Consider the following 15,532-nt stretch of genomic DNA (forward strand, 5'->3'; position numbering starts at 1 on the left):
CGAAACTACATACACAAAAGGGTATTTAGACTGGATGTGATCAATGTAGTATTTGCTCAGCTATTCCGCACCAAGAAATATTGGTGGCTAGCAGAATTTAATCTATTTTCCGTTATGGAATAACGTGACAGTACGCATCTAAAGGATGATATTCATTTTTACCTTCTGCCTATGAGAAACTATACGCTTACAACTTTTTACATCATCCTGTTCTGGTTCTTCGCACTAAATACCCAAGCACAACCCATCCATTGGGAGCTTGGCCCGCAAAAGGGTTTTGTGTATCAGATTAGTAATCAGGAGGCACAAAAGTTATTGACCACATCCAAAACCGATGAAATTTTTAAGGACTTGTTGCATTCCGTTATTGATACATTCGATATTAATACCGGATGGACAGAGCGACCATCAAAGGGTCACTTTATTCTGGTTCGTATTCATAAGAATAAAATTCATTGCGAATACACAAGTGTTTTTCCGTATCAGGTATTTCTGCTAAAAGAGTTTGGTGCTCTCGCACTCCAGGTGCTTGACCTCGAAGGAAATATTCGGGAAGATGCTAAAGTGAAATTGGGCTTAAAAAAAATCCGAATCGATACGTTAACAAAAACCTATCGGATGGAAAATGAATGGTTTACAGGCAAGAAACGCTATGTAACGGTTGAGCTTGAGGACTTTAGAAGTGTCTTTAACATTGAGAAACACGAAGTTCCATCGTGGTATGATAACTACTACTACAACAATGACGATGGCCCCGATTTCTATAGCTATATGATCACGGATAAAAACCGGTATAAACCGAATGAACAGGTGCGTTTTAAATCGTATGCGTTGACGGGAGGAAGATCACCGTTACGAAAGGAACTTGAAGTTTGGCTGCTCGATAGGGGCAGGTCTAAGAAAATCAGTCTTGTAAAACCACACCGACCCGGAAGTTACGCCAGTGAGTTACATCTGCATGATTCGCTTAAGCTGACATTAGATAAAAATTACACGCTGCAGTTGCGTGAAAAAAATGGAAGGGTAGTGGCCAGCAGTCAATTTAAGTATGAAGACTATGAATTGTTTGGAAATAAATTGGAAGTTGAACTAAAAACAGATCGGCAATTTCATCCGCTCGATAATGAACTGATCATTAAGGCAACCGATGTCAACGGGCTCATACTTAAAGATGCTACCGCAACTATCATTGTGACTACAAATGCCATTCGCGAGACATTCGATCCGGTTGTTATTCTTCCCGACACCTTGCTTCATAAAAAAATGATGCTGGATCCAGCTGGACCTACTGTGATCAGTATTCCATCGGATTTGTTTGGGAAATCAAATACGGCCTATAACGTTGATGTCATTGTTACCAATAGTGAAAACCAACGTATTGTTCAGTCGGTTTCAGCTGTTCATTTTTTCTCCAAGTATGAAGTGGTAACCCGCTTTTCGAATGACAGCATCATTTATGAACTTCAAAGCAGTGGAGTTGCATTAAAAAATGTTTCAGCAAAGATCGTTCACAGTGATTTTGATTCTTTAAGCGTAGTGCTGCCATTTAAAGAAAAATTAAATCCGGTTATTACCAACGTGCGAATTGAAACCGAACAGGCTTCACGCAATTTCAGTATGCGCAACCTGATTCCAACGCTTGAAATCAAGGGTGGGATTATGAAAGACAGCTTTAATGTTTCCTTGGATAATCCTCAGAAAATTGATGTATCCTGGTTTGTCTATCAAGGAAATGACCTGCTGAGCAGAGGGTCGGGAACAAACATTGAGTACAAGTCAGCGATTACTGATCGCTTAGGAACGTTTACGGTTGAACTCCTTTATACTTTTGGAGGTCAGGAAAATATCCTGGCCAAGGAATTCCCTTTCATGGACGACATACTGAACGTGTCCGTTAATCTTCCCGAAAAAGTTTATCCGAGCCAATCCGTTGAAGCACTGATCAAGGTTGAAGATCAGGAGGGGAGACCTGTTTCCAATGTTGATCTGACTGCCTTTGCCGTCACTTCCAAGCTGGGTTATTATGCACCTTCACTTCCTTATTATGGATCCACCTCTTCAGGGCGAAGCAGGAGTGCCGACTTCAGTAAGGAGGTTGTTAATAATCGGATGGCCATACTTGATCTGGAGTATAGCAAATGGGAAAGGCGTTCGCATCTCGATACGATGAAATACTATCAATTCACGTATCCATATTCCGGGCAATTTAAGTATGCCTACGCCATCAATGACAGCGCACAGTTTGCGCCTTATGTGATGAAAGACGGTATAGCCCAACAAATCTATGTCATTGAAGTAAATCGCATTCCGGTTTATTATTCATGGGTAGTAATGCCCCCAAGCTATTCCTTTTACGTTTCTTCTCAAAAGAAAAGTCACGTTACGCTCAGGCTTCACGACCGTGTGTTGATACTGGATTCCATTCAGTTCGAAGCCGGTAAGAAAACAATTTTGAGTATCGACCTGGATCACTTACCGAAAGGGGTAGAGGTGGTGAAATTATATCAGCCTTCCAAGAAACGTAAGTTTCGCAAACCGCCCGTTTTTTCACCGACTGAGATCAACAGATATACGCAATACATTGCCGGGTTTAAACCTTCATCAACAAAAGGTTACCTGGAGTCGGCAGCTGGCTTTGTTCCACTTTTTAATGGGCGCGGCAATTCCAATTTCGTAACGGCTGGTCCGGTAGCACCGGGCCGACAGACCTTTTCCGGAGTTGGACTTACGTCAGTTTCCTATCAGCATATGGGCGGGTTTAACTATGCCTTTGAAGATAATGTGGTGTACAAGACTGATTCAAAAGATCTGATACCGACTAGACTATTCAACACAACGCTCGATCCATCTATAACAATGAGTGATCGGGTAGTAACGAAGAAAGAGTTTCTGGAGGCTATTCCTGAGCCAGATAGGAAATGGCATGCCCGTACCATCGATTATGTTGATAAATCCATGAGGCTTACCCTCTTGCTTCCTGAAGAAGAAGAGAAAACGGGGATTGCCAGTGTGTTGTTAGAAGAATGCAAAAGCGAGAAGCTTGTTTCGCCCTGCAGAAATTATTCACAGCAAGCGGGGTATTTCAATCTTCCACGTGGTTGCCACAACGTAATCGTGTTGTACAACAACGGTCGCTATTTTAAAGTCAATGCCGTTGAGTTACGTTCCTTCACAAAAGCTGTTATCAATTTCAACCAACAAACTGTTCATCCTCCTGATCAGGCATCGCGGGCATGGCTCCAAAGGCCACCGGACAATTGCTATCCGGAGATACCTCAGTCACGAACCTTTCGCATGTACTCAAGAAAGGCTGTGAATGGAAATGTGCAAGGAACCATCCTGAGTGCAGAGGATAACTCTCCCATTCCAGGCGTAAATGTGATGATTAAAGGCACTGCATTTGGAACTGTTACTGACATCAATGGACAGTTTTCGATTGGCATTACCGAATCGCCTTCTATACTGGTATTTAGTTTCATTGGATTGCAAACAAAAGAGGTTGAAGTACAGGCCGGAACGGTAATATCGGTAGCTCTGGCAGCTGATGTTACACAACTGCAGGAAGTGGTTGTAGTAGGCTACGGTGCTACTCAAAAAAGTTACCTGAGTTCAGCTGTCTCATCTTTACAAGGAAGGGTAGCAGGTGTTGCTATTGACGGAGATTATGAAGAGGACGAAGCTATCGAAGAAAAAAGCAATGAGGAGATTAAAGAGGCTGAACAACGACTCTATCAGGAGCTACTTAATTTGAACAGCATCCGATCCAATTTCTCCGATGTTGGCTTCTGGGAACCAACGCTGTTCACTGACAAGGATGGTGAATCGAAGTTCAACATTACATTTCCGGATAATATTGCCCGCTGGGATGCGACCGTTTATGCCATGAACAGGCGGCTTCAAACCGGTACTGCCAGGAAGAGCATTAAATCATACAAGCCGTTAATGGCCGAGTTTCATGTACCGCAATTTCTTACCAAGGGTGATTCTGTTTTTCTGTTGGGTAAAGTGTTGAACTACACCCAGGATTCAACCATCAACGGAAAAATAAAATGGACGCTCGCGGGTAACGAACAGGAAAAGAGCATTTCATTTACGGATTTTCATTCCGAGAAATTATACACATCGGTCGCCTCGACTGACACCCTCAAAGGGAAATTCATTTTTACCCGCGATGATGGATACCTCGAGGGAGAGGAGCGGGAGATACCCGTTTTTGAACAGGGCATAATCCGAGCAAACGGTACACTCGACATCCTGAAGGAAAACGAAGTCATCGTGGTAAGGGCAAAAGAAAACGAAGTAACCATTGTAGAGATACTCGACAACCCCATTGAAGTTTATGCCCGCGATGCAGAAAGCTTGATTCACTACCGGTACGATTGCAATGAACAGCTTGCCTCCAAACTGCTGGGCTTGCTAAGCAACAAGCTCGTGATGCAGTTTAAGGGAAAACCCTTCCGCTACGATAAGGACGTCAACAGGATAATCAACCGCCTGTTGAAAAATCAAAATGAAGAATTTCTATGGTCGTGGTGGGGTGTTTCATCAAATACTTCATACTGGATGTCGGCTCACATTTTGCGGGCGCTGAAGGCTGCGCAAGATGCCGGATACACCGTGAACCTTGATGTAAAGAACCTGACCAGAAAAGCTTCTTACCGGTATGAATTTCAAAAAGAAATCCGCGTGTCGGATGCTGACTTGTTGAATGCGCTGGCCATGTGGAACATTCCATTAGACTATACCACGCTGGTGAGTAAAATGGATTCAGTTATTTTCCAAAGCCAGTTTATTAAAAATATCCGGACAGGTGAAAGAAAATGGAAACCGGCATTCCTGTTGGAAAAACTACTGGTGTTGGAAGTGAAGCAGCTCAATAATATTCCCTATGAACGTGACTCGCTGTTGCATTATAAAAGGGAGGGGATACTCGGAGATGTAAATTTTACCGATGGGTCATCTCCATACTGGTATCGTAACGAGCTTACGGCTAATACAATTGCATACCGCATGGTGAAGCGTGATTCAGCCTTGCGTGAATTAACTATCCCCATGCAGTTGTATTTTCTAAAGGAAAGAAGAAAAAATTCATGGAACACCTACCATAGCGCCAACGTGCTGATGAGTGTATTGCCTGATCTGCTAAAAGCCGGGGCAACCAGTGGCCAGGTTGCAAAAGTGAAGCTCGCGGGAAGGGTTAATGAAGAACTTACGAAGTTTCCTTACCGGATTGAACTTGAATCTGGCGAAGAACTGCGCATTGAAAAGGTATCAGGCGTACCGCTTTACTTCATGCAATACAACCTGGAACGCGTTACGGTTGCCAAAACCGGTGTTGAAGGATTTACCATTAAAACTTCACTCGGGAACAAGAAAACTACGCTCCAGGCAGGTGAGCCCGTTAACCTGCTGGTTGAAGTGCATGTTAAACGGGATGCCTCCATGGAATATGTAATGATTGAAGTTCCAATACCGGGCGCGTGCAGTTATAACGATAAACGACAGGACTGGAGCAAAGAAACACACCGCGAATATTTTAAAGAGAAGGCGGTCATATTCTGTGAAAACCTGAAAGCCGGAACCCATACGTTTACAGTTTCATTACTTCCCCGGTTTACCGGAAAGTTCGTGCTCAATCCATCACAAGTATCGTTGATGTACGTACCGGTAGTAAACGCCAATACAGATTTAAAAATGGTGAAGGTGGAGTAGTAAAGTAACCTGTCAAGTTGTTGTATAATGTCATTGCGTTATGTTAACATAGCTTTGGTATCCGGGCCTTACCGAAATCTTCATGGAAAGTTTTTTAGCGTGGGCATTTCAATAAACAATTTTTCTCTTTCACAACGGTCTAAGGCAGCAGCACTCTTTGGCGGGCTTTGGAAGTGGGAGGGATGTGTGGCTTGACAATGGGTGTTGCTGTTGGGTGGGTATTGTTCACTTCATTTCCATTAAATTTGGATTATGTCAGATCCTAATTTTAAACTCAAGGAGCTAACTCATATTTATATTATTGAATCACCCTCTCAACAGGACATTATTGATGGAATTAGCGAAGGTCATGCATCCATTAACTCTATCATTACAACTACACTGATTACAGCTTGATTATTTTAAATGAAAATTTCTTTTTTAACGATTGTTCAATGATTAAAAAATACGTGCCAGCTGGAAGATTTTCCATCAGTATGTTCGATTCAGACTTGTTCAATTCATTAAAAACACACGTTCCGTCTGGGGCTAACAATTTAACGTTAAAGAATTCTTCTCCGCGATGCTTTATCTGCAGATAACGCATTGCAGGATTTGGAAAAATATCAAATGTGAGCTCATTTTCTTGGTTTAAGCTGGTGACTAATAAAAAGACTTCATCACACACAATCGTTTCACATCCTGGGTTTGATGCCTCTAAACAAATAGTATAAAGCTGTGATTCAGATAACTCAACTTCGGATATGGGTTCAGAAGACACTATTTCACCATTTATAGACCACTCATATGATTTAATTCCCGAATGAGAAGAAGGAGAAAATTGATATGTAGTTGAGTTAATAGAATCAATTTCCAAAATAAAATTAGGTTTTTCATATACCTGTATAGGTACTGGAATTCTACGTGAAAGAATAGAAGAGTCTGCATTGGCAACATACAAAATCGTGCTTCTGGTCAGGGTATCTATAAATAAGGATTTACCAGATTCACCAAGAGGGACTTCACTTGTAGTAGATGTAAACCAGCTAAATAGTTCACCATCATTAAGTACCACTACCTCTACACTTTCACCTTTACATACATTTTCTGTCCACTCTAAAATTGGATTTTCACCGGAGCAATTTTCGCGAAGTGTGTGCCGCTGATTAGCTGGTACAGCTATCATTGATTGAATACATCCTGAGGGCCAATGCACAATAACACTATCGGCCTTTACATTATTTCCGATTCCGAAATGAGCTTCTCTCTCGTAAGTACGATTGTGTGCCGCTGTACTTCTAATTACTTTAGTTTGCCAATGATTATTTACCTTGACCTTAATAATAGCTCCTTCTCCTGATGGTGATGAAGAGACACCCTCCAATTTAATGGCTATCCAATTATTGGAGGTAGGTGTTGACGTGAGCACTTGCAGATCGGATCCTGAGGTACCGATCAGGTCGAGTGTGCCATCCTCATTCAAGTCAATCCAGCTAAAGGATTGAAACAATCTTTTAGCTTCCGGCAATTCACGCATAAAAGAGTAGCCTGCCGGCCCATCAGCTCGGTTAAATAGCAGTTCATATAACTCTGTAGAAGAGGATCCACTGCCATTGAAGAAAAGATCTTGGTATGAGTTGTTATCAAAATCAACTTGAACAAAATTTTTTGGTTCATTATCAAACACGATATCCTGTGCCATAGGTTCTTTTTCGTACAGGCCATTCAATTTCATATTGTACATGAAATCCCAATTTGTACCTAAGGCAATAATGCTGGTGGGTTTGTTTTCCTTGTCATATGTAACAACATCCCAATCGTAAAGAGTACCAATCCCTGGTAAATATTCATGAGGCATGAAAAAATTGCTCAGAGGTGTTCTTATCAGATTTCTTCCATGATCATTCAGATATATATGCTCTTCAATAAAACTACCGATAGCAAGTAGCTCACGATAACCATCACCATTAACGTCCATCCAAACATTGCCTGCTGTAATTTCATCTTCAAATATTCTCTTAAATTTCCCCAAGCCATCATTGACATACAGTCTTCCTGGTGAAAATAAGTCCATGTACCCATCAGCATTGAAATCAAGCCATGTGCATGGACTCAAAATAGATGCATCATCCGTCAAACCTGTGTCAGTTATGCTTTGAAATGTGCCATTTCCTTGATTTCGGAATAAAATATTTGTTTCCGCCCAACCATAACCGCGCTGAACGTACACGTCTTCGAATCCATCGTTGTCATAATCAGCAATGCTGATGGCGGTACCATTGGTAACAGGGGGAAATACATTCGTAATTTCCGTGAAGCTCTCACCATTCCCATTATTTTTAAATAACCTCATGGCTAAATAATTGATGGTGAGCATATCCAAGTCACCGTCATTATCATAATCCATCCAATACATCGGTATATCAGCGGAGAGCCCTAAGGGAATATTTGAAATGGTAAAGGAAGGTCTGTAGCCTGTGCTGTACGTTGAATCCATTTTCATAACGAATGCAGTCGGATAGGGGGGAGTTGTTTGCCGTTGTGGGTATACAACACCAAACATGCAATAACCATTATCCGTTGTTTTTATAAACCCGTTCATTTTTGACCCGGGTAAACCACGATTAAATAATACAGTGTCAGTTAACTGGTAATTTTCGTTAGTGCGTAGTATAAAAAAACCAGCAGGAAGTTGAACACCTGTTGTCCTTCCCATTACTGATAACCCATCTTCTTCATTTAGGGTGACATGCTCTGGGAGTGTATGATTGAAATCGACTGATTGAGCAACAATTGTTTTGTCAATCACGTGTGCCGACTCATCCAATTTGTATACACTCAATTGCGTAGACTCCCTGGCTAAAACGTCAATGCCTGTTGGCTTTATATGACCCGATATTAGGATAACATCATTCAGGGTCTCATCTGTACTAAAATTCCCTGTCAGGTCAACTTTTGTAACGCGACCAATATATTTTGTAGTGGTCGTGTATTCAAACTCGTTTGCCAACAGGTAGAATTGATTATTTTCATCAGCAGGTACAATTGCTGCTGCTTCACATGAAAGAGATCCGGGAAGCTGGTTATCCCAAACTTTAACACCATCATCATTAATGAATAAGGCAAATAACCTGAGGTCTTGGTATGTTCCTGCAGGAATAATTGTACGTGATAAGAAAACAAGGTAACCACCCGAAAGAACAGGTTCGATATAAATCTTATTGAACGATCGGCTATAACCGAAAAACCAGTCCGAAACTAAATTCAAATCATAATCAAATCTCGTGATCGTCAATCCGCCATTACGTTCACCGGCAAGTACAATTTCATTTCCAGTAACAGCAATATCATAGTGGCCAGAAGTGGCTACTTTGTCGATGAATTTTCCATACTGATCATATTTGTTAAGATAATCGTCAGAGAGGAAAAAGTAGTATTCTCCGCTTATGGACTGGCCACCAAGCATTACTTCTGTATAGGGTAATGCTTTCTCAAAAACTATTTGCCCAAGAGCAGCAGAAATGTCAAAAAGCAGTAGCAGGGCAAAAAATTGAGGTTTGGGCATATATAATGATGCTGGTTGGGTCATTAAAGAAAGTATTTCAAAAAAATTAGAGGTAGGGGACGTGTTTCCAGTAAATCCAGTCAATTTACCAATTTTTATCCTTCATTTGGTGATGATAGAATGGATAATTAAGAAAGAACTTTAAACAACACTTTTAGATTAAATTAATTTTTAAAATGTGACTCAGAAATTCAGAATACAGGCTTGTTTCCAAGAATTTGTTCTTATTTATCCCGATTTTATTAAAACTTAAATCTTTTCTTTATCCTACATTTTATCCCTAATAAACGGGATATCAATATGCTTGTGAAAGTGATTAAAATGGGGTAGCTTAAATATGTGAACTAAGACATATTTCATGGATTCTGATTTTCTTTATCAGCTTAATGAGTTACTAGATATTGATGATGCTAATCCTGCAGCTTTAGATCGATTTGATTCGGCTCTTAGAGACTTAGCAAAAACGGGACTTTCCATTTTTCTAACCAAAGAAGACTTCTTGCGCTGGCTGAATACCCCGTCCATTGATTGCCAAGGGAGATGCCCTAAGGATTTGATGAACAGTATTTCTGAGATCAAAGATTTGACTTTTATTCTGAATAGAATTAGTCACGGGATTCCTTATTAAAAGATGCTTTTTGTCCCACGGAAAATCCGCCAAAACCGGTAAATTTTTTGACACTAAGTTCAGGCTAGTAAACGTGAAGGAATTCTGGAGTTGAAGTAAGCCTGGTCAAATACCACCCTTTCTTGGAGTCGTTAAACCTATTTGGTTCACTTAACCTGTATAATTGAAAAGTACTTGTAGAAGTATATTCTACTGACACAAACTGTCTGTAAGTATGCTTACTTCGCTAAAACAAATTGTTTCTTGAGACATTAATTCTGTTAATCCATGAATGATATTAGTAACACCAAAAAGTCTGAATATTTAGAGGCACTCCACAGCTATTTTCATAAAACGAAGGGATATATTAACCCATCCATTGTTTCTAAGGTTGAACCAGAAATACAGCTGGTAACAAACTATGAGCAGGTGAACAAAGCCATGTTCTTGAATGGAATGGAGATTCTGATCAGGAGAATTTCAAACTTCACAGCTCGTGTAATGGGTGCTATTGTTTATGCCTTTCTGTTTATCTACACAATGAATCAAATACTGAGTCTTTCGATTAGCTACTCTCCGTTGAATATTTCATTATTGGTTCTATTGATAATCGGTTGGAGAATAAAATTCAGATTATTCCCGATGACAGATAGTGTGAATGCTTAACCTATATACCGAGTGAATAGCTCATCAGCTGATTGCCGGTGGAAGTTCCCTAAGCATTTAACGACTAGTGCCTCAGGAAGTAAAGTGCTTTAAGAAAAATCTGTCAAAGCTTTTTTCCGACTGGGTACCTATCAAGTAGACCATTAATATCTTTGCCCATGACCTTACAGTATTGCTCAGATCTTCATCTCGAATTTCAGGCAAATAAGCAGTACCTCATTGAAAACCCGATTCAGCCGAAGGGAGAGATTTTACTTTTGGCTGGGGATATAGTCCCGTTTTCTGTAATGGATAAACACGATGATTTTTTTGATTATATCTCTGATCATTTTGCGACAACATATTGGATTCCCGGTAACCATGAATACTACCATAGTGATATTTCAGAACGGGCAGGTGTGTTACTCGAACATATCAGGAGCAACGTTCACCTTATCAATAATAAGGTAGTTATACATGAGGGTGTCACGCTTATTTTCTCAACCCTTTGGACTATTATAAGCGAGGTTAATCGATTTCAGGTTGAGCGTGGAATGAGTGATTTTCATGTGATTAAAAATAGGGGGGATTACTTTTCAGCAGATGCATATAACCAATTGCATATAAATTGTATTCGGTTTATTCAGGAGGCTTTAGCATGGCCAAGGACAGAAAAAAACGTTGTGATAACCCATCATGTGCCAACTAAGATCAATTACCCTGAAGTATACAAAGGTAGTCCGCTCAACGAAGGTTTTGCCGTTGAGCTAGCTTCATTAATTGAAGAACATAGCCCGGATGCCTGGATCTACGGTCATCACCATTTTAATGTGCCTGACTTCACGATTGGTAAAACACAGTTACTGACCAATCAACTCGGGTATGTGGGCCGAAATGAGCACCTGGAATTCAGTGCGGCTAAATATTTTGTTCTTTGACTTATAAATTGATCTTATGGAAAATCCGCTAAAGCCTTTTCTCCGGGGAACAGGCTTTTCAAGTAATCATTGGTAAAATCCACTTTAAGCTCACTCCATAGCAACAAATGGTCCGACATCTGCCAGGTTATCCATTCTCTATTATAATAGTCTTTCTTTTCCTCCTTGGTTCTACGCAGACCTTTCTTTTTGCCTTTTTGATGAAAGTCACGAAGTGCTGGCGGCATATAGTCATAATAGGCTTCAAAGTCTTCATTGCGAAATACTGCAGTCCGGAAATCGAACACCCCCGCTTGACCAAATTCAAGCCGCTTGTCTGATTGCTTGAACGCGATCTGGTCGTAGTATTTGTTTCGGGCCAGGTTAGTAGTGAAGCTTTTCAAAGGATCAGGAATGGCAAACCCATTTTTCTTCAATGCTTCCATGGTTTTGTGTTGCGGGCTTACAATGTTGAAGTCACCTAATAAAATATAGTCACCTGGCTCTTTCTGATTTAGTTTTTTAAAGTGTGCTGCAATTTTATTTATCTCCTGAACGCGCCTTTCCAAAGCGGCACCAGATTCGCTGCCGAAATAAATATGTACCGTACATAAATTAAATCTAAACCAACCCGCCTGGAAGCTGGCCACATATGGCGTGCGGGCAAACTGAAGTCCTTCTTCTGCTACCAAATCCTTCCTAGGCAATACTACCTGTCCCGCAAGGTTTGTGAAGCGAACCCGTTTGGTATTAAACAGATAAGCCATGCGTTCATCATTACCTGATGAGCCTTCTGTAACTCCTGTCATGATAAAATTCCAATCGTTACCAAGCAAATACATTAACCTATTTAAAGGATTCAAGTCACGATTAATTTCCTGAACCGCTACCAGGTCAAATCTCGAAATCACTTCAGCCAGGTAGTGAAACGTTTCCGGCAGGCGAGGTCCGTTCCCGAATTTGTTGGAATCGAAATCCCGGATGTTCCAGGTGGCCAGCAGCAATGAGTCTGGTTTAGTAGGAGGGACTGTTGAATCAAGTTGCTGACGTAGATCGAGAAGCCTCTCCAAAACCCGGTTTCGTACAGGTTCTTCGTAGTTGCGAATGGTGTAGTAGCGGGGCATTGATATGAAGTTACACGGAATCTTTTAAAAATCCTTAATACTCCATTCTTATAGGTAAAAAGATTGAAGCTGATAGCCCGTTTCATTACAGAATGGAGCGCTGCGAAACCTTTAGTTATTGTTGTTTGTGCGAATAGCCCTTGGCAAGCTGCAGCACAGATTTTAAGTGCAGGTGTGACCTTTTGCAGCAAGGAGTGACAAATAAGACCTTATAACTCTATTCAAAATTTTAAATGCTTATCTAAGTTATAGGGATCATTGCAACCCAATTGTTCCATTACCTGTTTTAGCTGCGTTTTTAAGATAGCAATAGTATGATTGCCTCCCTGATCACCCAGCGCAGCCACTCCATACATAAATGAGCGACCCAAAAAAGTAAATTCTGCACCGCTTGCCAGAATTCTGGCCACATCAGGCCCTGACCGAATCCCGCTGTCCATCATTATCTTGATCTGGTGTTTGAATTTTTTTACAATAGGTACAAGTGAATGAATGGCAGATTCACCAGCGTCTAGCTGACGTCCACCATGATTGGATATGATTATACCATCTAAACCCATACGGATTGCCGTTTCAGCATCTTCTTCACTTGCCACCCCTTTCAACACCAATCTTCCTTTCCATTGGTCACGGATTTGTGCAATCTTTTCCTCATTAAGCCTTCCTGAAAATGTGCGATCCATAAACTGACCTAGTTGTTTCATGCTTTGACCTTTTGGCATATAGGGTTTCAATGTAGCAAACGTAGGCTGACCGTTAAGTAAAGTACTCAATGCCCAATGAGGTTTACTGATGATTTGAAGAATATTTTTTAGCGTCATTCGTGGCGGCATAGCCAAGCCATTGCGAATATCGCGGGGGCGGTAGCCAAATGTTGGCACATCGCAGAGCAATACCAAAACAGGATAACTTGCAGCACTCAACCTTTTAAGAATATCATCACGCAATTCTCTTTCAGCAGGATGATAGAGTTGAAACCAAGCGTTGCCTTGTGTGATCTCACTAATACGTTCGATGCTCGCAGTAGTTACTGTACTTAAGATAAAAGGAATATTATGTTGAGTTGCGGCAGCAGCCAATATCTCTGCAGCTTTCGGCCACATCAAACCCTGAAGTCCAACAGGGGCAATACCAAAAGGAGCATCATAGGTGTGACCAAATAATTCAGTCTTCAAGTTAACATTGACAGCTGATTTCAAATATTGAGGAATTAAATCTACCTTGCGAATTTCGTCCGTGTTTTTATGAAGGTTCACATCTTCATTACACCCTCCATCGAGATACTCAAAAGCAAAACGTGGTATTCTTTTTTTTGCTTTTTCTCTTAAATCTTCAATGGAGGGATAAGTTCTGTTGTAATTCCAATTCATTGCTGCTGTATTAATATTTGTTCATTTCAATAATCTTATTCATAAACTTACATTTTTCCTCAGGGTAAGATTCAGGAATGGCTTGCTGATACTACCGCATCATCGATTCCCACTCCTTTACATTTTGAATTTTGTGTCGGTATTATTTTTCTCGGTGATTGAGAAAGCATCATATACTTCCATGATCATGAATAATCTATTGGCACTGAGATAAATCTCCATTTGCTGGATATTTTCATTTCTTAATTGGTATATCGCCAGAATAATATCTAAGGTTAATTATATCTTGGGGGATGGGTAGGTTATTCCAAAACTTATGTATGGACAAAGCGGCACCCAATGCTGATGCTTGAGCCATGGAGGCTGCAAATACTTCTGTATTGTTGTATGCAGATGCCAAAAATGTCATAAATACTGAGTTTTTGCTGAATCCTCCATCAACGAATATGCGCGGCAAAGGCTTATTTTTCTCTATTATAAGATTGGTGGAAGTAATTTGATCATCAACTAGCTTTTGTATTAGTTTATGATAAGCTTCTTCATATGAGGAAAATGCTGATAGATCGGAGCCATAAGAAGTTGATTTATCAGTTCTAAATAATGGATTGTACCTTATTTCCTTGTAAAAATCGATTTGTTTATGAAAATGTGTGCAAAGTTTTTTTACTTCATGTTCATGTTCAAGTCCAATAAGTTTTCTTGATGCCTTTACTTTCTGACCGCTAGAGCTTAAGTAACTAAGGCAATCATGATTTAACTCATTCAATGAAAGAACTGACTGATTGAATGGGTTAAGACTTATCGACCAGGTTCCAGTGGATATTAAAATAAACGGTTCATGAAAGTTAATAAGATATGGAATTAAAGCTGATGAACTATCATGCAAGCCTATTCCAACTTTAAGAGGTAACGATAAATCATTGAATTGATATGTATTAATTTCTAACGCTATTGGTGCAAGTTTTTTATCAATATTTTCACGTTGAACCCATTGATGATAGGTGTTTTTCTGAAAATCCCAGAGGAGGGTGTGACATCCAATACTAGTCATATCAGAAAAGATTGCACCACACAACGTAAATGCTAAGAATTGTGGCAAATGAAGGCTAACCTTTATCTTATTATAAATCTGAGGCCTACTGTGTTTTAAATCAAACAATTGTAAGCCTGAATTTAGGTTCCCGAGATAGGGTGACGCAGTCTCAACTAAAAGTCTATTTGAAGTATTATAAAGATTATTAAAATCTTTTGATAAACGATCATTAAAAGGCTTCAAGTAATTAGTTAATGGAAGAGCAATTTTGTAATTATGATCTAAATGGACTAAGCTAGCACCATAACAACTAAAATTTATCGCTTCAACCCTATACTTTTTATTTGCAAAGGTTGAATCAAGTCTATCATTTATCCAGGAGCATAATGCGTATAAATCTTCAGAGGGATATCCATCTAAATCTAAGCATTCATCGATGGTTGTACTTTCCTCGTGTACAATTGAGTATTGATTATCGAAAAGAAAATATTTCTTATTTGTTTTCCCAATGTCAAAAATAGCTACTACTGAAACTGCCATAGGTAAAGCATAACATACATTGTAGATTAATATATGAAGA

At 40.0% G+C, this 15,532-nt stretch carries 8 protein-coding genes; 4 read left to right on the forward strand and 4 right to left on the reverse strand.

Annotated features, from left to right (window positions below; genetic code table 11):
- The first annotated feature begins 171 nt into the window (after nt 1-171).
- The gene (locus QY309_07560; GenBank protein ID WKZ61334.1) at nt 172-5,712 is read left to right on the forward strand and encodes a carboxypeptidase-like regulatory domain-containing protein; all 5,541 of its coding nucleotides are present in this window, start codon (nt 172-174) and stop codon (nt 5,710-5,712) included.
- Nucleotides 5,713-6,097: 385 nt separating this feature from the next.
- Here the strand turns inward: QY309_07560 and QY309_07565 are convergent, their stop codons facing one another.
- Nucleotides 6,098-9,280 carry an FG-GAP-like repeat-containing protein gene (locus QY309_07565; GenBank protein ID WKZ61335.1) on the reverse strand — a complete coding sequence of 1,061 codons (3,183 nt, stop codon included), beginning with the start codon at nt 9,278-9,280 and terminating at the stop codon, nt 6,098-6,100.
- A gap of 334 nt (nt 9,281-9,614) precedes the next feature.
- Here QY309_07565 and QY309_07570 point away from each other — a divergent pair, with 334 nt between their 5' ends.
- The 3 genes from QY309_07570 to QY309_07580 all read left to right on the forward strand — a co-directional run bounded on the left by QY309_07570 (nt 9,615) and on the right by QY309_07580 (nt 11,446).
- Nucleotides 9,615-9,884, forward strand: a complete 270-nt coding sequence (locus QY309_07570; GenBank protein WKZ61336.1) for a DUF2384 domain-containing protein — start codon at nt 9,615-9,617, stop codon at nt 9,882-9,884.
- A gap of 267 nt (nt 9,885-10,151) precedes the next feature.
- Entirely contained in the window at nt 10,152-10,529 is a 378-nt protein-coding gene (locus QY309_07575; protein ID WKZ61337.1) for a hypothetical protein, read from the forward strand.
- Nucleotides 10,530-10,687: 158 nt separating this feature from the next.
- Complete coding sequence (locus tag QY309_07580; protein ID WKZ61338.1) at nt 10,688-11,446, forward strand: metallophosphoesterase; 759 nt, start codon at nt 10,688-10,690, stop codon at nt 11,444-11,446.
- A gap of 14 nt (nt 11,447-11,460) precedes the next feature.
- Here the strand turns inward: QY309_07580 and QY309_07585 are convergent, their stop codons facing one another.
- The 3 genes from QY309_07585 to QY309_07595 all read right to left on the reverse strand — a co-directional run bounded on the left by QY309_07585 (nt 11,461) and on the right by QY309_07595 (nt 15,492).
- Complete coding sequence (locus QY309_07585) at nt 11,461-12,549, reverse strand: endonuclease/exonuclease/phosphatase family protein (GenBank protein ID WKZ61339.1); 1,089 nt, start codon at nt 12,547-12,549, stop codon at nt 11,461-11,463.
- Nucleotides 12,550-12,770: 221 nt separating this feature from the next.
- Complete coding sequence (locus tag QY309_07590; protein WKZ61340.1) at nt 12,771-13,919, reverse strand: alpha-hydroxy acid oxidase; 1,149 nt, start codon at nt 13,917-13,919, stop codon at nt 12,771-12,773.
- A gap of 235 nt (nt 13,920-14,154) precedes the next feature.
- Nucleotides 14,155-15,492: an FGGY family carbohydrate kinase gene (locus QY309_07595; protein WKZ61341.1), complete on the reverse strand. Its 1,338-nt coding sequence runs from the start codon at nt 15,490-15,492 to the stop codon at nt 14,155-14,157.
- Nucleotides 15,493-15,532: the final 40 nt, after the last annotated feature.

The sequence above is a fragment of the Cyclobacteriaceae bacterium genome (assembly GCA_030584025.1).
Lineage (GTDB): Bacteria > Bacteroidota > Bacteroidia > Cytophagales > Cyclobacteriaceae > UBA2336.

Excerpts from the sequence above, each read along its gene's own strand:
- QY309_07585 (WKZ61339.1), bottom strand. The coding sequence starts at position 12,549 with ATGCCCCGCTACTACACCATTCGCAACTACGAAGAACCTGTACGAAAC.
- QY309_07560 (WKZ61334.1), top strand. The coding sequence starts at position 172 with ATGAGAAACTATACGCTTACAACTTTTTACATCATCCTGTTCTGGTTC.
- QY309_07565 (WKZ61335.1), bottom strand. The coding sequence starts at position 9,280 with ATGACCCAACCAGCATCATTATATATGCCCAAACCTCAATTTTTTGCC.
- QY309_07580 (WKZ61338.1), top strand. The coding sequence starts at position 10,688 with ATGACCTTACAGTATTGCTCAGATCTTCATCTCGAATTTCAGGCAAAT.
- QY309_07575 (WKZ61337.1), top strand. The coding sequence starts at position 10,152 with ATGAATGATATTAGTAACACCAAAAAGTCTGAATATTTAGAGGCACTC.
- QY309_07590 (WKZ61340.1), bottom strand. The coding sequence starts at position 13,919 with ATGAATTGGAATTACAACAGAACTTATCCCTCCATTGAAGATTTAAGA.
- QY309_07595 (WKZ61341.1), bottom strand. The coding sequence starts at position 15,492 with ATGGCAGTTTCAGTAGTAGCTATTTTTGACATTGGGAAAACAAATAAG.
- QY309_07570 (WKZ61336.1), top strand. The coding sequence starts at position 9,615 with ATGGATTCTGATTTTCTTTATCAGCTTAATGAGTTACTAGATATTGAT.